The sequence below is a fragment of the Pseudomonas oplopanacis genome (assembly GCF_057128725.1).
In genome coordinates, this window is the sequence record NZ_JBSKHV010000006.1 from 80662 (window position 1) to 98544 (window position 17883).

General features: G+C 60.5%; 13 protein-coding genes and 1 pseudogene. 12 read left to right on the forward strand and 2 right to left on the reverse strand.

Annotated elements, in window-relative coordinates:
- Nucleotides 1-104 precede the first annotated feature (104 nt).
- The 6 genes and pseudogenes from ACWKV5_RS14405 (at nt 105) to ACWKV5_RS14430 (ending at nt 7762) form a co-directional block, all read left to right on the forward strand.
- Nucleotides 105-2669, forward strand: coding sequence for a TonB-dependent receptor (locus ACWKV5_RS14405; RefSeq protein ID WP_483841767.1), 2565 nt, complete (start codon nt 105-107; stop codon nt 2667-2669).
- Nucleotides 2670-2744: 75 nt separating this feature from the next.
- Nucleotides 2745-3353 carry a biliverdin-producing heme oxygenase gene (locus ACWKV5_RS14410; protein ID WP_483841768.1) on the forward strand — a complete coding sequence of 203 codons (609 nt, stop codon included), beginning with the start codon at nt 2745-2747 and terminating at the stop codon, nt 3351-3353.
- Between the two features lie 164 nt (nt 3354-3517).
- Nucleotides 3518-3913 (forward strand): YbaN family protein, encoded by a 396-nt coding sequence (locus ACWKV5_RS14415; protein WP_483841769.1) that lies wholly within the window; start codon nt 3518-3520, stop codon nt 3911-3913.
- A 442-nt stretch (nt 3914-4355) separates the two neighbouring features.
- A pseudogene (locus tag ACWKV5_RS14420) lies at nt 4356-5378 on the forward strand (methyl-accepting chemotaxis protein); the annotation flags it as partial.
- 102 nt (nt 5379-5480) lie between these two features.
- Nucleotides 5481-6236 (forward strand): methyl-accepting chemotaxis protein, encoded by a 756-nt coding sequence (locus tag ACWKV5_RS14425; protein ID WP_483841930.1) that lies wholly within the window; start codon nt 5481-5483, stop codon nt 6234-6236.
- 194 nt (nt 6237-6430) lie between these two features.
- Nucleotides 6431-7762, forward strand: a complete 1332-nt coding sequence (locus ACWKV5_RS14430) for a CoA transferase (RefSeq protein WP_483841770.1) — start codon at nt 6431-6433, stop codon at nt 7760-7762.
- A gap of 149 nt (nt 7763-7911) precedes the next feature.
- Here the strand turns inward: ACWKV5_RS14430 and ACWKV5_RS14435 are convergent, their stop codons facing one another.
- Together ACWKV5_RS14435 and arcD (ACWKV5_RS14440) are read right to left on the reverse strand one after the other, a co-directional pair.
- Nucleotides 7912-8775 carry a DNA-3-methyladenine glycosylase family protein gene (locus tag ACWKV5_RS14435; protein WP_483841771.1) on the reverse strand — a complete coding sequence of 288 codons (864 nt, stop codon included), beginning with the start codon at nt 8773-8775 and terminating at the stop codon, nt 7912-7914.
- Nucleotides 8772-10199 (reverse strand): arginine-ornithine antiporter, encoded by a 1428-nt coding sequence (arcD, locus tag ACWKV5_RS14440; RefSeq protein WP_483841772.1) that lies wholly within the window; start codon nt 10197-10199, stop codon nt 8772-8774. Before arcD (ACWKV5_RS14440) ends, ACWKV5_RS14435 begins: the two co-directional genes overlap by 4 nt.
- Before the next feature lie 462 nt (nt 10200-10661).
- On the opposite strand from arcD (ACWKV5_RS14440), the gene arcD (ACWKV5_RS14445) reads away from it, so the two are divergent.
- From arcD (ACWKV5_RS14445) to ACWKV5_RS14470, 6 genes are all read left to right on the forward strand, one after another.
- Nucleotides 10662-12089: an arginine-ornithine antiporter gene (gene arcD / locus ACWKV5_RS14445; protein WP_483841773.1), complete on the forward strand. Its 1428-nt coding sequence runs from the start codon at nt 10662-10664 to the stop codon at nt 12087-12089.
- 35 nt (nt 12090-12124) lie between these two features.
- Nucleotides 12125-13381 carry an arginine deiminase gene (arcA, locus tag ACWKV5_RS14450; RefSeq protein WP_483841774.1) on the forward strand — a complete coding sequence of 419 codons (1257 nt, stop codon included), beginning with the start codon at nt 12125-12127 and terminating at the stop codon, nt 13379-13381.
- A gap of 81 nt (nt 13382-13462) precedes the next feature.
- A complete protein-coding gene (locus tag ACWKV5_RS14455) occupies nt 13463-14473 on the forward strand; it encodes an ornithine carbamoyltransferase (protein WP_483841775.1) in 1011 nt (336 codons plus the stop codon).
- Nucleotides 14474-14638: 165 nt separating this feature from the next.
- Nucleotides 14639-15568: a carbamate kinase gene (gene arcC / locus ACWKV5_RS14460; RefSeq protein ID WP_483841776.1), complete on the forward strand. Its 930-nt coding sequence runs from the start codon at nt 14639-14641 to the stop codon at nt 15566-15568.
- A gap of 12 nt (nt 15569-15580) precedes the next feature.
- Nucleotides 15581-15943, forward strand: coding sequence for a DUF5064 family protein (locus tag ACWKV5_RS14465; protein WP_483841777.1), 363 nt, complete (start codon nt 15581-15583; stop codon nt 15941-15943).
- Nucleotides 15944-16145: 202 nt separating this feature from the next.
- Nucleotides 16146-17654: a sigma-54-dependent transcriptional regulator gene (locus tag ACWKV5_RS14470; protein ID WP_483841778.1), complete on the forward strand. Its 1509-nt coding sequence runs from the start codon at nt 16146-16148 to the stop codon at nt 17652-17654.
- Nucleotides 17655-17883 lie beyond the last annotated feature (229 nt).

The window sequence follows — 17883 nt, forward strand, 5'->3', positions numbered from 1 at the left end:
CGATAGCTGAAGCTCGTTCGTCTCGTTATAGCCAATGCAATTGATTCGCATCTCGACATGCCAATCAGCACCTATAAAGATTCGTGCGACACGGAGCGCTATCGATGTCCTCTCGCCTTACCCGCCAGTCCTCTTCACCTTCCCGCGTGCTGTCGCTGCTGACCGCAGCCATCCTGATGGCGGCAGCCGCGCCGCTCATGGCCGCCACCGCGGCCGAGCAGTCGACCCGCAACAGCGGTGATTACTCATTCGCGATCCCTCAGCAGTCGCTGGTCTCGGCACTCAATGCCTTTACCGCCGTAACCGGCTGGCAGGTCGGCTTGCCGGCAGAACTGGCGCAAGGCGTGGCGTCGCCGGGTGTGCGCGGTTCGTTGCCGCCGGAAAAAGCCCTCGATCGCCTGTTGGTGGGGACCAACCTGAGCTATCGCAAACTGGGCACCCATAACATTGTGCTGGAGAAGCGCAGCAACAGCGGTGTGCTCAACCTGGAACAGGTGACCATCAGCGCCACCCGTAACGAACAGGACGTGAACAGTGTGCCGAGCACGGTCAGCGTTTATACCCGTGAAGACCTGGACCGCAACAACGTCAATAACATCAAGGAACTGGTGCGCTACGAACCGGGTGTTTCGGTCGGCGGCGCCGGCCAGCGCGCCGGCCTCACGGGCTACAACATCCGCGGCATCGACGGCGACCGCGTGCTGACCCAGGTTGACGGTGTACAAGTGCCCGACAGTTTCTTCAATGGCCCCTATGCCCAGACCAACCGCAACTACGTCGACCCGGAAATCGTCAAACGCGTGGAAATCCTCCGCGGCCCGGCATCGGTGCTGTACGGCAGCAACGCCATCGGTGGCGCGGTCAGCTACTACACACTGGATGCGGACGACATCATCAAGCCAGGCAAGGACGTCGGCGCACGCCTGAAAACCGGTTACAGCTCGGCCGATGAAAGCTGGCTGACCTCCGGCACCGTGGCCGGCCGCACCGGCGAGTTCGACGGCTTGTTGCACCTGAGCCAGCGCAACGGCCATGAAACCGAATCCTACGGCGAAACCGGTGGCACCGGCCTCAACCGCACCGAGGCCAATCCCGAAGACGTGCGCACCACCAGCGTGCTGGCCAAACTCGGTTGGGATTACGCCGACGACGCGCGCCTGGGCCTGACGTACGAGCACTACAAGGACGACGTCGACACCAACCAGTTGAGCGCTGTGGGCGGTCCGTTCAACGCAGGGCGCGGTTTCGGTTTCTATAAATCGCGCACCGGTAACGACACGATCACCCGTGAACGTTTCGGCATCGATCACACCTTCGGCCTGGACACCGTTCTGGCCGACAACATCAAATGGTCGCTGAATTACCAGATCGCCAAGGCTGATCAAAGCACCGAAGAGATCTACGCGCCGTCGCGTACCGTGCTGCGCAACCGCGACACCACGTACAAGGATCGCCAATGGGTCTTCGATGCCCAGGTCGACAAGTCGTTTGCCATCGCCGAGACCGATCACCTCGTGACCTACGGCACCACCATCAAGCAGGATAAAGTCACCGGTTTGCGCACCGGCAGCGGCACCTGCCTGACCGTGGCCGGCGCCTGCCGGGTGATCGGTGCGCCGAGCGCCGCCGATACCCTGAAACCGGCCAGCGATTTCCCGGACCCGACCATTACCAGCTACAGCCTGTTCGCCCAGGATCAGATCAACTGGGGCAACTGGACCTTCCTGCCCGGCGCGCGCTACGACTACACCAAGCTTACGCCGCATGTCACCGACGAGTTCCTCGCCACCGCCGACCAAAGCGGCAACGGCGTCGTCAGCGAAGACACCAAGACCTGGCATCGCCTGTCGCCAAAACTCGGCACCACTTATAGCTTCAATGACAACTACACGTGGTACGGCCAATACGCCGAAGGCTTCCGCACGCCGACGGCCAAGGCCTTGTACGGTCGCTTTGAAAACCTTGCGGGCGGTTATCAGGTCGCGCCCAACCCGGACCTGGAACCGGAAAAGAGCAAGAGCTATGAAACCGGCCTGCGCGGCCAGTTCGAGGCCGGCACGTTCGATGTGGCGGTGTTCTACAACAAATACCGCGACTTCATCGATGAGAACGCCATCACCCCTGGCTACACCGAGACCACGTTCCAGAGCAACAACATTGCCCACGCCACCATCAAAGGCGTGGAGCTCAAGGGGCGTCTGAACCTGGACACCTTCGGTGCCCCGAGCGGCCTGTATACCCAAGGTTCGGCGGCCTACCTGTATGGCCGCAACGATGACACTGGCCAGCCGTTGAACAGCATCAACCCGCTGACCGGCGTGTTCGGCCTCGGTTACGACCAGGACACCTACGGCGCGCTGCTGAACTGGACACTGGTCAAGCGCAAGACCCGCGTCGACAGCACCAGTTTCAAGACCCCGGACGGCACCAGCACCCAGTTCAAGACCCCGGGTTATGGCGTGCTCGACCTGGCCGGTTTCTACAAGGTCACCGACGACGTGACTGTCAACGCCGGCCTCTACAACCTGACCAACAAAAAGTACTGGCAGTGGGATGACGTGCGCGGCTACGACAGCGTCGGCGAAGCCTCGGTGACGCAACCGGCCAATCTCGATCGCCTGACCCAGCCGGGTCGCAACTTCGCGGTCAATCTGGTCTGGGACATCTGACCTCGCCTTTTTTTACTGTCCGGCGCCTGCTGATTCGTCTCGTTACCAGGCGCCTCCATTTCTCAAGGATTTCTCATGACCCCTCAGGACACTGCTCAACGCCCCGCTCTGCGTTCGCAACGCTTGAACCAGATCACCAACGAACCGCACACCAAACTCGATGCGCTGGTCAAAGCCCACGCACCGTTTGAAACCCAGGCCAACTTCGCGCGTTTCGTAGTGGCTCAGTTCCTGTTTCAGTCGGAATTGGTGTCGCTGTACAACGATGCAGAATTGACCGCGATTGTTCCGGATTTGCCGGCTCGCTGCCGCGCTGAAGCGGCCAGGGCGGATCTGGCCGATCTGGAAACCGAAGTGCCAGCGCCTGTTGCCGGCGCGGTGAAAAATCCGACCAAGGCTGAAGCGCTGGGTTGGTTGTTCGTGTCAGAAGGTTCGAAGCTTGGCGCGGCGTTTTTGATCAAGCGTGCTGTCGGTTTGGGCTTGAGCGAAACCTTCGGCGCCCGCCACCTCGGCGAACCGGCAGGTGGTCGTGCTGAAGGCTGGAAAAGCTTTGTGAAGACGCTCGATGGCCTGGAGTTTTCTGCACAGGAAGAAGCTGAAGTGGAGAAGGCTGCGGTCGATGCGTTCAACCGCTTCACCGTGCTGCTGGAACAGGCTTACGCCACCAGCCCGGAACTCGCCTGAAGAAACACATCCCCCCTGTAGGAGTGAGCCTGCTCGCGAAGGCGTCAGCACATACACCATCGATGTCGCCTGACGCACCGCTTTCGCGAGCAGGCTCGCTCCCACAGGGAATTGAGTAAGCCTGCCAGATCCTGATCAAGCCTTAATCGCCATCCGTGAGCCCCATGCCTCACCTTTCCTCCTCAAAACTCTCCCGCCTGCTGTTTGGCCTGCTGGCTTACGTAAGCCTCGGCATAGGCCTCGTCGCCATCGTCATCCCGGGCCTACCCACCACCGAATTCATCCTGCTCGCCGCCTGGGCCGCGACCAAAAGTTCGCCGCGCCTGAGTGCCTGGCTGGAGAACCATCGGCTGTTCGGCTCGATCCTGCGCAACTGGCGCAACGGCAAAATCATCGCCCGTCGCGCCAAGGTCAGTGCCACCGTCAGCATGCTGCTGTGTGCCACGTTGATGCTGGTGATGCTCGATTACGGCTGGCCGGTTTACCTGGCGATTACCGGCATGGGCCTGGGCAATCTGTGGATCTGGTCGCGGCCGGAGTCATTACCGAGAATTTCCTGAATTCCCGGCCATTTCAGGGCTTTTTCCTGCGCAAACGTTCACCTGCTACCGTTCGTCGGCATCGGTTCATGCAACCGTCACACGGCGCCGATGTGCATTGAATGGCGCTGAATGGATTTGGCGTACCGAGTCGATCGCGACTCCTTGCCAACACCTCATCCATTTGTGAGTTCGCCCTATGTTCGACTCTCTCTCTATCCGTCTGAAAATCGTTTTGCTGTCCGGTCTGTGTCTGCTCGGCGTGGTCGCCCTGATCGTCGGCATGAACATTTACCAGACCAATCAGAACGATGATCTGGTCAGCGCCTCCAGCAGCAAAATGCTCACCGACAGTGTGCAAGACCTGCTGCAAGCCAAGGCGGCTGAACAGGCCGTGCGAGTGCAGAAGACCTTTGGCGAAACCCTGACGGTGGTGACCGCGCTGGCGGACCAGATCAAGGACATGCGCACCCTGGCCGCCAAGCGCTCGCTGGAGGCGGGTGCGTTGCGTGAAGAGTTGAACCAGAGCGTCAAGACCGCGTTCGAGCGCAACGCGAAAGTGTTGGGCGTCTGGCTGGCGTTCGAGCCCAACGGGCTGGATGGCAAGGACAGCGAGTTCGTCAATGACGCGGTGCGCCAGTCCAACGAAGCCGGGCGTTTCGCCACGTACTGGAGCCGTGCCGGTGGCGAGACACTCAACACCGTCATGGTCGAAGACGACATGACCAAAACCACCCTGAACCTCAGCGGCACGCCCTATAACGTCTGGTACACCTGCCCGCGTGACAGCAAGCGTACCTGCCTGCTCGACCCCTACGCCGATACCGTCGGCGCTAACAAAACAGAAGTGTTGATGACCACCATTTCCGTGCCGCTGCTGGTGGATGGCAAGTCCATCGGCGTGGTCGGCATCGACATTGCCCTCGATGCGCTGCAAGCGGCGGCGGTCGATTCCCAGCGTGAACTGTTCAACAGCGCCGGGCACATGCTGATCGTCTCCGGCACCGGTGTGCTGGCGGCTAACAGTGTCGACGCCGGTAAAGTCGGCAAGCCTATCGGCGAAACCCTGGGCGCGGACGGCAAGGACATCCTGCAATTGCTCAGTGGGGGTGCGCCGAAAGTTTTGCAGCAAGGCGACCTGATTCGCGCGGTGTACCCGGTCAGCCCGATTGCCGACGCGAAGGCCTGGGCCGTGGTGATCGACCTGCCTAAACAAGTATTGCTCGCCGACTCGGTGAAACTGCAAGCCGTGCTCGATGACGCCCAGCAAAGCGGCACGATCAAAGCAGTGCTGGTCTCCGTGATTGCCGGCCTGGTCGGTTTGCTGCTGACCTGGCTCACCGCGTCGGGCGTGACCCGGCCGATCAACAGCGTGGCCGAGATGCTCAAGGCGATTGCCAGCGGCGACGGCGACCTGACCCAGCGCTTGCACTACAGCAAGAAGGACGAATTGGGCGAACTGGTCAGCTGGTTCAACCGCTTCCTCGACAAGCTGCAACCGACCATCGCGCAGATCAAGCAAAGCATCACCGACGCCCGCGGCACCGCCGACCAGTCTTCGGAAATTGCCCGTCAGACCAGCGAAGGCATGCAGTTGCAGTTCCGCGAAATCGACCAGGTCGCCACCGCGTCCAACGAAATGAGCGCCACCGCCCACGACGTTGCCAACAGCGCCTCGAATGCGGCCAACGCCGCCAAAGGCGCCGATCAGTCGGCCCGTGATGGTATGCAGATCATCGAGCGCAGCACCCGCGACATCAATCAACTGGCTGACGAAGTCAGCAAAGCGGTGACCGAAGTCGAAGCGCTGGCGGTCAACAGCGAGCAGATCGGTTCGGTATTGGAGGTGATCCGCAGCATTGCCGAGCAGACCAACCTGCTGGCGCTCAACGCCGCGATTGAAGCGGCGCGTGCCGGTGAGAGCGGTCGCGGTTTTGCGGTGGTGGCCGATGAAGTACGCAACCTGGCCAAACGCACCCAGGACTCGGTGGAAGAGATTCGCCTGGTGATCGAACGCATCCAGAGCGGCACGCGCGGCGTGGTCGCCACCATGCATTCGAGCCAGACCCAGGCCCACAACAACGCCGGGCAGATCCAGCAAGCAGTGCAGGCCCTGGGCAAAATCAGCGACGCGGTGACGGTGATCAGCGACATGAACCTGCAAATCGCCAGCGCTGCCGAACAGCAAAGCGCGGTGGCCGAAGAGGTCAACCGCAACGTCTCGGCGATCCGTACCGTCACCGAAACCCTGACGGGCCAGGCCACCGAATCGGCGCAGATCAGCAGCCAGCTCAACTCGCTGACCACTCACCAGATGAAATTGATGGACCAGTTCCGGGTCTAGCAATCACCACAGATCCCCTGTGGGAGCGAGCCTGCTCGCGAAGGCGGTCTGACAGTCAACATTGATAGTGACTGATACACCGCTTTCGCGAGCAGGCTCGCTCCCACAGGGGTATTGTTCAGTCAGCCGCATCGTTTCATCCGGCCGGCCAGTTTTTTGAACTATGATCGGGCTCTCGTTCCGGAGGGCCTTCGATGACTGATCTACTCACGTCCATTCAAGCCGCACTCGGCTTGCCTCACACCCCAATTCCCTTCACGTCGAGCGGTGCCCTGCCCTCGGCGTTTGCCGTGACCGACCTCGCCTGCGCCAGCATCGCCGCAGCCGGGCAGGCAGTCAGCGAGTTATTGCGGCAACACACGGGGCGTTTGCCCGCTGTCGAAGTCGACCGCCGCCTCGCCTCTTTCTGGTTCGCCACCTCGATCCGCCCCCTCGGCTGGAGCGTTCCGCCGCTGTGGGACCCGGTTGCCGGTGACTACGCGACGAAGGACGGCTGGATCCGCCTGCACACCAACGCGCCCCATCACCGCGCTGCGGCTGAAAGCGTGTTAGGCACCTGCGCCGATCGCGCGGCGATGGCAAGCAAGGTGGCGCAATGGGCCAACAGTGATTTGGAACAGGCCGTCGTCGACGCCGGAGGATGCGCCGCCGAGATGCGCACCTGGGTGCAATGGCAGCAACACCCACAAGGTTTGGCCGTGAACGCCGAGCCGTTGATTCAGTTCAGCGACGACAAGGGTCAACTGGCGAAAGCGTGGCAAGGCTCCGTCGCTCAGCCGCTGGCCGGGCTCAAGGTGCTGGACCTGACCCGGGTGCTGGCCGGTCCGGTCGCCAGCCGTTTTCTCGCCGGTCTCGGAGCGGATGTATTGCGCATCGACCCACCGACCTGGAACGAACCCGGCGTCGTGCCGGAAGTCACCTTGGGCAAACGCTGCGCCCGTCTGGACCTGCACAACCGCGATGATCGCGCGGTGTTCGAAACACTGCTCAAGGACGCCGACATCCTCCTGCACGGCTACCGCGCCGATGCACTGGAACGCATGGGTTACGGGGCTGACGAACGCCGGAAACTGGCGCCGGGCCTGATCGATGTCAGCCTCAATGCGTACGGCTGGAGCGGACCGTGGCAGAACCGCCGTGGTTTCGACAGCCTGGTACAGATGAGCAGCGGGATTGCCGAGGCCGGGATGCAGTGGAAAAACGCGGGCAAACCGACGCCGTTGCCGGTGCAGGCACTCGATCACGCGACCGGGTATTTGATGGCGGCTGCGGCGATCAGGCTGTTGGGGCGTGGGGGTTCGGCGCGCTTGTCATTGGCGCGTACAGCGAAGTTGCTGATTGAAAATGGCCCGGGAACGGCCGAGGCGTTGCGGGCGGAGGATGACAACGATCAAGGGCTGGTGGTTGAGCAGACACCGTGGGGGCCGGCGCACCGGCTGCATGTGCCGCTGAAAATCAGCGGGACGCCGTTGCAGTGGGCACTGCCGGCAACTGAATTGGGTTCCCATCGCGCGCAGTGGTGGTGACTGTCAAATCGCCTTCGTCGGAACGCCGCCCGGAGCAGGCTCGCTCCCACAGGTTTTGTGAACAACAAAAATCCACTGTGGGAGCGAGCCTGCTCGCGAAGGCGTTCCGACGAAGGGGTCCGAGTATTCACCACAAAGCCTGGATCAGTTCAGTCTGGCCGGCTCAGCGATGTCCAAAGCAACTGCGCCGCATACCCTCGACAAGGTCGCCACGCATCGGCGCGCAGCAGCAATTCGCGCGCCGTCACCGGCCTTTCTTCAAGCACCTCCAACGCCTTGATCAACCCCACATCCCCGGACGGAAACGCATCCGGCTCACGCAACTGGCGCAAGGCAATGTACTGCGCCGTCCAGTCACCAATCCCGTGCAACGCCAGCAACCGTGCGACACCGTCCTCCCGCCCCGGCTCAAACAACAGCGGATCATCCAGCAGCGCCTGAGCCACGCCCGACAACGTCCTCCCCCGGCTTTTCGGCATGCCCAACGTCGCCAGATCAGCCTGCGCCAACACTTGCGGCTCAGGAAACACATGGCTCAAACCCGCCCGCGGCGACTGCAACGGCGCGCCATACTGCGCGACCAACTTACCCGCCAACCGAATCGCCGCACCCACAGTAATCTGCTGCCCCAGCACGGCCCGAATCGCCAGTTCCAGCCCATCCCAGGCCCCCGGCACCCGCAAGCCTGGACGCTCGGCAATCAAGCGTTCCATCAACAGGTCCAGCTTCAACTGCCGGTGAATCGACGGCAAATCCGCATCCAGATCAAACATCCGCCGCACTCGCGCGACGATTTCCGGCACCGCCGACGCGTCCGCAAAATCCAGCGTCAGCTCAAGCGCATCACCGTCCGCCGGCCCAATCGACAAAGAACCGTGAACACCGTTCAGCCCGATGCTGCGCGAGTACACCCCATCGGCCACGATTTCCATACCGGCCACCGCCCGCGCCGACAAGAACTGCAACATCGCCGACCAGTCATACGGCGGTTGATACGCCAGCAACACCCTCACAACGACAGTAAGCCGCTGTACAACCCATACGCGGCCAACCCGGCACCGATCAGCACACCGGTAAAAATGCCCTTCTCTATATGAGTGAACAACGGCTCGCCCTGCTCATGCTTGGCCTTGGCAAACAGAATCACCCCCGGCGCATACAGCAGCGCCGACAGCAGCAGGTATTTGACCCCGCCGGCATACAGCAACCACACCGCATATCCCAGCGCGATACCGCCGATCATCAGGTCCTTGGTGCGCTCGGCGCTGGCGTGCTCGTAGGTTTCGCCACGCCCGCTCAACAACACCGCGTACGCCGCCGACCACAGGTACGGCACTAGAATCATTGACGATGCAAGGTAGATCAGGCTGGTGTAAGTGCCGGCGGAAAACAGGGTGATCAGCAGAAAGAGCTGGATCATCACGTTGGTCAGCCACAGCGCATTGACCGGCACATGGTTGGCGTTTTCCTTCTTCAGGAAGGCCGGCATGGTCTTGTCCTTGGCCGTGGCGAAGAGGATCTCGGCACACAGCAGCGCCCAGGACAACAACGCCCCCAACAGCGAAATCGCCAGGCCGACACTGATCAGCAATGCGCCCCAGGGCCCGACGATATGTTCCAGCACTGCGGCCAGTGACGGGTTCTGCAAGTTGGCCAGTTCCGGCTGGCTCATGATGCCCAGCGACAACACGTTCACCAGCACCAACAGCGCCAGCACCCCGAGAAAACCGATGACCGTCGCCCTGCCCACGTCCGAGCGTTTCTCTGCGCGCGCCGAATACACACTGGCGCCTTCAATGCCGATGAACACGAACACCGTCACCAGCATCATGTTGCGCACCTGGTCCATCACCCCGCCGAAACTCGGGTTGCTACGGCCCCAGATGTCCCGGGTAAAAATGTCGGCCTTGAAAGCGACAGCGGCGATGACGATGAACATGATCAGCGGCACGATCTTGGCCACGGTCGTCACCTGGTTGATGAACGCCGCCTCCTTGATCCCGCGCATCACCAGAAAATGCACGGCCCACAGCAGCACCGAGGCGCAGCCGATGGCAATCGGCGTGTTGCCCTGGCCAAAGACCGGAAAGAAATAACCGAGGGTGCTGAACAGGAGAACGAAGTAGCCGACGTTGCCGAGCCAGGCACTGATCCAGTACCCCCAGGCCGACGAGAAACCCATGTAGTCACCGAAACCTGCCTTGGCGTAGGCGTACACCCCGGAGTCCAGTTCGGGTTTGCGATTGGCCAGGGTCTGGAAGACGAACGCCAGAGTCAGCATGCCGACAGCCGTGATGGCCCATCCGATCAGCACCGCCCCCGCATCGGCCCGCGCCGCCATGTTCTGCGGCAACGAGAAAATCCCGCCACCAATCATCGACCCCACCACCAGGGCGATCAGTGCGCTCAGGCGTAGCTTTTGCGTGGGTTGCGACATACCTGCATCTCCATTTTTGTCCACAGTCGGCCGGGGGTTGTCATGTTTTTGAAACCTTCACAGGGTTGGCTTAACTAAATAGATACAGCGTAATAACGTTTATTAGAAAACGCCATTTCAGGACCATTTATTTATAACCGATCATTCTATGTGCATCAGGGCAAAGAGCGAATTGTTGGATTAATCCTAATAAATGAATTCTGCACTGGAAACGCGTACCAAATATTTGCGGAAACGCCAAAACGAACTAATTTAAAGATCGCCAGCCAAGCTCTCTTATTTCGGATAGCTCTGAGCGAGCCGTCTGGATTAGGCTTCTGCGGCAGTCCGTGTGTGGCCGAAGCAACATCCAAAAGTCTTTAATTAACAATGGAATGTGCCAATGCACTGATCTAAGTCAGATGTTTGAACAGCTAACAGAACTACTCTGTTGTCTCTCTTCTCCTGCACTGGAGTCATGCGATGTCTGAATCCCCCGGAAAACTGAAACTCGGCGCATTGGTTGCACTGGTAGTCGGCTCAATGATTGGTGGCGGGATCTTCTCCTTGCCACAAAACATGGCCGCCAGCGCCGACGTTGGCGCGGTCCTGATCGGCTGGGCCATCACGGCTGTCGGCATGCTCACGCTGGCCTTCGTCTTTCAGACCCTGGCCAACCGCAAGCCTGATCTGGATGGCGGGGTGTACGCCTACGCCAAGGCCGGTTTCGGCGACTACATGGGTTTTTCTTCCGCCTGGGGGTACTGGATCAGTGCCTGGCTGGGCAACGTCGGCTACTTCGTGCTGCTGTTCAGCACCCTCGGCTACTTCTTCCCGATTTTTGGCGAGGGCAATACGGTCGCCGCCATCATCGGCGCATCGCTGCTGCTCTGGGGTGTGCATTTCCTCGTGTTGCGCGGGATCAAGGAAGCGGCGTTCATCAACCTGGTGACCACCGTTGCCAAGATCGTGCCGCTGGTGCTGTTTGTGCTGATCGCGATTTTCGCCTTCAAACTGGACATCTTCACCGCCGACATCTGGGGCCTGAAAAACCCGGACCTGGGCAGCGTGATGAACCAGGTGCGCAAAATGATGCTCGTCACCGTCTGGGTGTTCATCGGCATCGAGGGCGCGAGCATCTTCTCGGCCCGCGCTGAAAAACGCAGCGACGTGGGTAAAGCCACCGTCATCGGTTTCATCACTGTGCTGCTGTTCCTGGTGCTGGTGAACGTGTTGTCGCTGGGGATCATGACCCAACCGGAACTGGCCAAGCTGCAGAACCCGTCGATGGCGGCCGTGCTGAAGCACGTGGTCGGTGATTGGGGCGCGGTGCTGATCAGCGTCGGTCTGATCATCTCGCTGCTGGGGGCCTTGCTGTCGTGGGTGCTGCTGTGTGCGGAGATCATGTTCGCCGCCGCCAAGGACCACACCATGCCGGAGTTCCTGCGCAAGGAAAACGCCAACCACGTGCCGGTCAACGCCCTGTGGCTGACCAACGCGATGGTCCAGCTGTTCCTGATCATCACCCTGTTTTCGGCCAGTACTTACCTGTCGCTGATCTACCTCGCCACCTCGATGATCCTGGTGCCTTACCTGTGGTCGGCGGCGTATGCGCTGCTGCTGGCGGTGCGCGGCGAGACTTACGAAAACGCCTCGGGCGAACGCACCAAGGACCTGCTGATCGGCGCCATCTCGGTGATCTACGCGGTCTGGCTGGTCTACGCCGGAGGCACCAAATACCTGCTGCTGTCCGCCCTGCTCTATGCGCCCGGCGTGATCCTGTTCGCCAAGGCCAAGCGGGAACTGGGCAAACCTGTTTTCACCAACGTCGAGAAGCTGATTTTTGCAGCCGTGATCATAGGTGCCGTGGTGGCGGCCTATGGACTGTATTCCGGCTTCCTGACCCTGTAACACCTGAATAATTTGTCATCTGGAGGATCACTGTAATGACCACGGAAAAAGTTAAGTACGGCGTGCATTCCGAAGCCGGCAAACTGCGCAAAGTCATGGTTTGCTCCCCCGGCCTGGCCCACCAGCGGCTGACCCCGAACAATTGTGACGAACTGCTGTTTGATGATGTGCTGTGGGTCGCCCAAGCCAAGCGTGACCACTTCGATTTCGTCACCAAGATGCGCGAACGCGGGATCGACGTTGTGGAAATGCACAACCTGTTGACCGACATCGTCGCCATCCCCGAAGCGCTGGACTGGATCCTGGAGCGCAAAGTCACCGCCAACTCGGTGGGCCTGGGTCTGATCAACGAAGTGAAATCCTGGCTGAAAAGCCTGGAGCCGCGACACATCGCCGAGTTCCTGATTGGCGGTGTCTCCGCCGATGACCTGCCGGACACCTTCGGTGGCAAGACCATCCAGATGTTCCGTGATTTCCTCGGCCACTCCAGCTTCCTTCTGCCGCCACTGCCCAACACCCAGTTCACCCGCGACACCACCTGCTGGATCTACGGTGGCGTGACGCTGAACCCGATGTACTGGCCAGCGCGCCGTCAGGAAACCCTGCTGGCAACCGCCATCTACAAATTTCACCCACAGTTCACCAACGCCGAATTCGAGATCTGGTACGGCGACCCGGACCAGGATCACGGCAGTTCCACCCTTGAAGGCGGCGACGTGATGCCGATCGGTAACGGTGTGGTGCTGATCGGCATGGGCGAACGTTCCTCGCGCCAGGCCATCGGTCAATTGGCGCTGAACCTGTTCAAAAACAAAGCGGTCGAAAAAGTCATCGTCGCCGGCCTGCCAAAATCCCGCGCCGCGATGCACCTGGACACCGTGTTCAGCTTCTGCGACCGCGACCTGGTCACCATTTTCCCCGAAGTCGTGAACCAGATCGTCGCCTTCACCCTGCGTCCGGACGAGAAAAAACCGGGCGGCATCGACATCCGACGCGAAGACGGCACGTTCCTCGACACCGTGGCCAAGGCCCTCAACCTGAAAGCGTTGCGGGTCGTCGAAACCGGCGGCAACAGCTTCGCCGCCGAACGCGAACAGTGGGACGACGGTAACAACGTGGTGGCCGTGGAGCCGGGCGTGGTCATCGGCTATGACCGCAACACCTACACCAACACTTTGCTGCGCAAGGCGGGTATCGAGGTCATCACCATCAGCGCCGGCGAACTGGGGCGTGGACGCGGGGGCGGCCACTGCATGACCTGCCCGATCATTCGCGACCCTATCGACTATTAATCTTTAAGCCCTGGCCGCTGCTGCCTTCTACCCGAAGGCAAGCACGACCAGGGGGATAACCGACACCTAAGGAGATCCATCATGGCTTTCAACATTCACAACCGTAATTTGCTGAGCCTGGAACACCACACCCCTCGCGAATTGCGTTATCTGCTCGACCTGTCCCGCGACCTCAAGCGCGCCAAGTACACCGGTACCGAGCAGCAGCACCTCAAAGGCAACAACATTGCGCTGATCTTTGAAAAAACTTCGACCCGTACCCGTTGCGCGTTCGAAGTCGCGGCTTATGACCAAGGCGCCAACGTCACTTACATCGACCCGAACTCTTCGCAGATCGGCCACAAGGAAAGCATGAAAGACACCGCCCGCGTGCTGGGGCGCATGTACGACGCCATCGAGTACCGTGGCTTCAAGCAGGAAATCGTCGAGGAACTGGCCAAGTTTGCCGGCGTGCCGGTATTCAACGGCCTGACCGATGAATACCACCCAACGCAAATGATCGCCGACGTGCTGACCATGCGTGAACACGCCGACAAGCCGATCCACGAGATCAGCTACGTCTACCTGGGCGACGCCCGTAACAACATGGGTAACTCGCTGCTGCTGATCGGCGCCAAGCTGGGCATGGACGTGCGCATCTGTGCGCCAAAAGCGCTGTGGCCGCTGGACGATCTGGTTGAGCGCTGCCACAAATATGCGGAAGAAAGCGGCGCGCGCATCACCCTGACCGAAGACACCAAAGCTGCGGTCAAAGGCGTGGACTTCATCCACACCGACGTGTGGGTCTCGATGGGTGAACCGGTCGAAGCCTGGGCCGAACGTATCCAGCAACTGCTGCCGTATCAGGTCAACAAGGAACTGATGAAAGCCACCGGCAACCCACGCACCAAGTTCATGCATTGCCTGCCGGCCTTTCACAACAGCGATACCAAAATCGGCAAGCAGATTGCCGAGCAGTACCCGAACCTGAAGAACGGCATCGAAGTGACTGATGACGTGTTCGAGTCGCCGGCCTGCATCGCCTTCGAGCAAGCGGAAAACCGCATGCACACCATCAAGGCGATCCTGGTATCGACCCTGGCTGACCTCTAAAGAACGGGCCGGTCAATGTGGGAGCGAGCCTGCTCGCGAAAGCGATCTGACAGTCACCCTGGATGTCGACTGACACACCGCATTCGTCGGAGCGCCGCCCGGAGCAGGCCCGCTCCCACAAAGGACCGAGTCGTTTGCTATTCCTCTGATTGGAAGGACTGCATTATGCGTATCGTCGTAGCTCTGGGCGGTAACGCCCTGCTCCGCCGTGGTGAACCCATGACCGCGGACAACCAGCGCGCCAACATCCGTATCGCCACCGAACAAATCGCCAAGGTCCATGCCGGCAACCAACTGGTGATCGCCCACGGTAATGGCCCGCAGGTCGGCCTGTTGTCGCTGCAAGCCGCGGCCTACACCTCGGTGTCCCCTTATCCGCTGGACGTGCTCGGTGCCGAAACCGAAGGCATGATCGGCTACATCATCGAACAGGAACTGGGCAACCTGCTGGACTTCGAAGTGCCTTTCGCCACCCTGCTCACCCAGGTCGAAGTCGACGCCAACGACCCGGCGTTCCAGAACCCCACCAAACCGATCGGCCCGGTGTACGCCAAGGCCGAAGCAGAAAAACTCGCTGCCGAGAAAGGTTGGGCGATTGCCCCGGATGGCGACAAATATCGTCGTGTGGTGGCCAGTCCGAAACCGAAGCGTATTTTCGAAATCCGCCCGATCAAATGGCTGCTGGAAAAAGGCAGCATCGTGATCTGCGCCGGCGGTGGCGGCATCCCGACCATGTACACATCACCCGGCGTACTGGAAGGTGTCGAAGCGGTGATCGATAAAGACCTGTGCTCGGCGCTGCTGGCCGAACAACTGGAAGCCGATATCCTGGTGATCGCCACCGACGTCAGTGCCGCGTTCATCGATTACGGCAAGCCAACCCAGAAAGCCATCGGCCAGGCTCACCCGGACGAAATGGAAAAACTCGGCTTCGCCGCGGGCTCCATGGGACCCAAGGTTCAGGCGGCTTGCGAGTTCGCCCGCCACACTGGAAAAACCGCGGTAATCGGTTCACTCTCGGACATCGAAGCGATCGTCCAGGGCAAGGCAGGTACGCGCATCAGCACGGCGAAACCTGGCATTACTTACTTGTAGGGAGAGACGTCTATGGCACAGTTTGAACCGGGTCACTTGCACATCGAGCGTCACGCGCTGACCAAGGATGATGTCAGCTACAACGTGCACCTGGACTATGAAGTCAGCAAGAATCCCAAAGGGGAAAAAGGGGTTCAATTCACGATGCATGGCAGCATTCAGGGCAAGGAAATGAAAGAGACCTTTTTCCTGCCCAAGGTCGAGGCCTATAACTTCGCCAGCAACGTGACGAAAATCGCCGAGCAATACGGGATTCCAAAGACACACAGCCAGATTGGTTCGGTACACAAGAATTACGACCTGATGTTTGAAGACATTCGCTTGAAGCTCGACATGAAATCCGGCGACCCGGTAGACCTCGAGAAATTCGAATAACCCACTGCCCCTTGTGGGAGCGAGCCTGCTCGCGAAGGTGGTCTGACAGTCGACATTGATAGTGACTGATACACCGCTTTCGCGAGCAGGCTCGCTCCTACAAGGGTTCGGTGCAGGCCTGAAATCCCGCGCAGGATTTCACCATTCGCCCGCCCCAAGGCATACTTGCGCCCCTCCGCACTCCAGAACCAAAAACCGCCCCATGCGTATCCACGTCAGCTTCATCGACCGCGTCGGTATTACCCAGGAAGTCCTGGCCCTGCTCGGTGGGCGTAATCTCAATCTGGATGCGGTGGAAATGGTCCCACCCAACGTTTACATCGATGCCCCGACCTTGAGCCCGGAAGTCCTCGAAGAGCTGCGCGATGCGCTGTTCAGCGTGCGTGGCGTGCAAGCGGTGACGGTGGTTGACATCCTTCCCGGCCAGCGCCGACACCTGCAACTCGACGCGTTGCTCGCGGCCATGACCGACCCGGTACTGGCCCTGGACAGTGCCGGCAAAGTGTTGCTGGCCAACCCGGCATTGATCGCGCTGTACGGTCGTGAACCGGCGGGTGAAAGCATCGCCGATCTGTTCGCCGACCCGGCGCTGCTCGACACTTTGCTGGAACAGGGCTTTCGCTTGCCGCTGCGGGAAATCACGGTCAACGGCCAGACACTGCTGCTGGACGCCACGCCAATCACCGACGCGGGCGCCCTGCTGACCCTGTATCAACCCAACCGCATCGGCGAACGCCTCTCGGCGCTGCACCATGATCACGCCGAAGGGTTCGATGCACTGCTCGGCGAGTCGCCGGTGATCCGCACGCTCAAGGCGCGCGCGCAACGAGTGGCGGCCCTTGATGCGCCGCTGCTGATTCAGGGTGAAACCGGCACCGGCAAGGAGTTGGTCGCCCGGGCTTGCCACGCCATCAGCGCCCGGCACAGTTCGCCATTTCTCGCGTTGAACTGCGCGGCATTGCCGGAGAACCTCGCCGAAAGCGAACTGTTCGGCTACGCTCCCGGTGCCTTTACTGGCGCGCAACGAGGCGGCAAACCGGGGCTGATGGAACTGGCCAACCAGGGCACGGTGTTTCTTGATGAAATCGGTGAAATGTCGCCGTACTTGCAGGCGAAACTGCTGCGTTTCCTCAATGACGGCAGCTTCCGCCGGGTCGGCGGTGATCGTGAGGTCAAGGTCAATGTGCGGATCCTCAGCGCCACCCACCGCGACCTGGAAAAAATGGTCAGCGAAGGTTCGTTCCGTGAAGACCTGTTCTACCGCCTCAACGTACTCAACGTTGAAGTTCCGCCGCTGCGCGAACGTGGCCAGGACATTCTGCTGCTCGCCCGCTACTTCATGCAGCAAGCCTGCGCGCAAATCCAGCGCCCGGTCTGTCGCCTGGCGCCGGGCACCTACCCGGCACTGCTGGGCAATCGCTGGCCGGGCAACGTGCGGCAATTGCAGAACGTGATTTTCCGCGCCGCGGCGATTTGCGAAAGCACGCTAGTCGACATCGGCGACCTCGACATCGCCGGCACCTCGGTGGCGCGCCAGAGCGACAGCGATGTCGACAGCCTGGAGCAGGCGATGGAGGAATTCGAGAAAAACCTGCTGGAAAAACTTTACGTCAGCTACCCCTCGACCCGCCAACTGGCCACCCGCCTGCAGACGTCGCACACGGCAATTGCCCATCGGCTGCGCAAGTACGGCATACCCAACAAGCCCTGAAATCCCCAGGGTTCTAGGGTGCCTGGAAATTCCTGTTCAAAAACGACCTCCATCTGTACTGAAAGCGCTACAGCGGAACGATATCGCTACACCCCTCCCCGATCACGGCTGTGCAAGGCTTTGATCCACCTCGGCTTTCTTCCCTGACTTTGTCCGTATCGATTTCGCTACAGCGGGCAAATTCCGCCGCCTCGCAAAACACCCCAAGCCACTGATAAATAAAGATAAA

Bases quoted from the DNA above. Each gene is read 5' to 3' on its own strand.
- ACWKV5_RS14465 (WP_483841777.1), top strand. From the start codon at position 15,581: ATGGCACAGTTTGAACCGGGTCACTTGCACATCGAGCGTCACGCGCTG.
- arcC (WP_483841776.1), top strand. From the start codon at position 14,639: ATGCGTATCGTCGTAGCTCTGGGCGGTAACGCCCTGCTCCGCCGTGGT.
- ACWKV5_RS14430 (WP_483841770.1), top strand. From the start codon at position 6,431: ATGACTGATCTACTCACGTCCATTCAAGCCGCACTCGGCTTGCCTCAC.
- ACWKV5_RS14425 (WP_483841930.1), top strand. From the start codon at position 5,481: ATGCAGTTGCAGTTCCGCGAAATCGACCAGGTCGCCACCGCGTCCAAC.
- ACWKV5_RS14470 (WP_483841778.1), top strand. From the start codon at position 16,146: ATGCGTATCCACGTCAGCTTCATCGACCGCGTCGGTATTACCCAGGAA.
- arcD (WP_483841773.1), top strand. From the start codon at position 10,662: ATGTCTGAATCCCCCGGAAAACTGAAACTCGGCGCATTGGTTGCACTG.
- ACWKV5_RS14415 (WP_483841769.1), top strand. From the start codon at position 3,518: ATGCCTCACCTTTCCTCCTCAAAACTCTCCCGCCTGCTGTTTGGCCTG.
- arcA (WP_483841774.1), top strand. From the start codon at position 12,125: ATGACCACGGAAAAAGTTAAGTACGGCGTGCATTCCGAAGCCGGCAAA.
- ACWKV5_RS14455 (WP_483841775.1), top strand. From the start codon at position 13,463: ATGGCTTTCAACATTCACAACCGTAATTTGCTGAGCCTGGAACACCAC.
- ACWKV5_RS14405 (WP_483841767.1), top strand. From the start codon at position 105: ATGTCCTCTCGCCTTACCCGCCAGTCCTCTTCACCTTCCCGCGTGCTG.
- arcD (WP_483841772.1), bottom strand. From the start codon at position 10,199: ATGTCGCAACCCACGCAAAAGCTACGCCTGAGCGCACTGATCGCCCTG.
- ACWKV5_RS14410 (WP_483841768.1), top strand. From the start codon at position 2,745: ATGACCCCTCAGGACACTGCTCAACGCCCCGCTCTGCGTTCGCAACGC.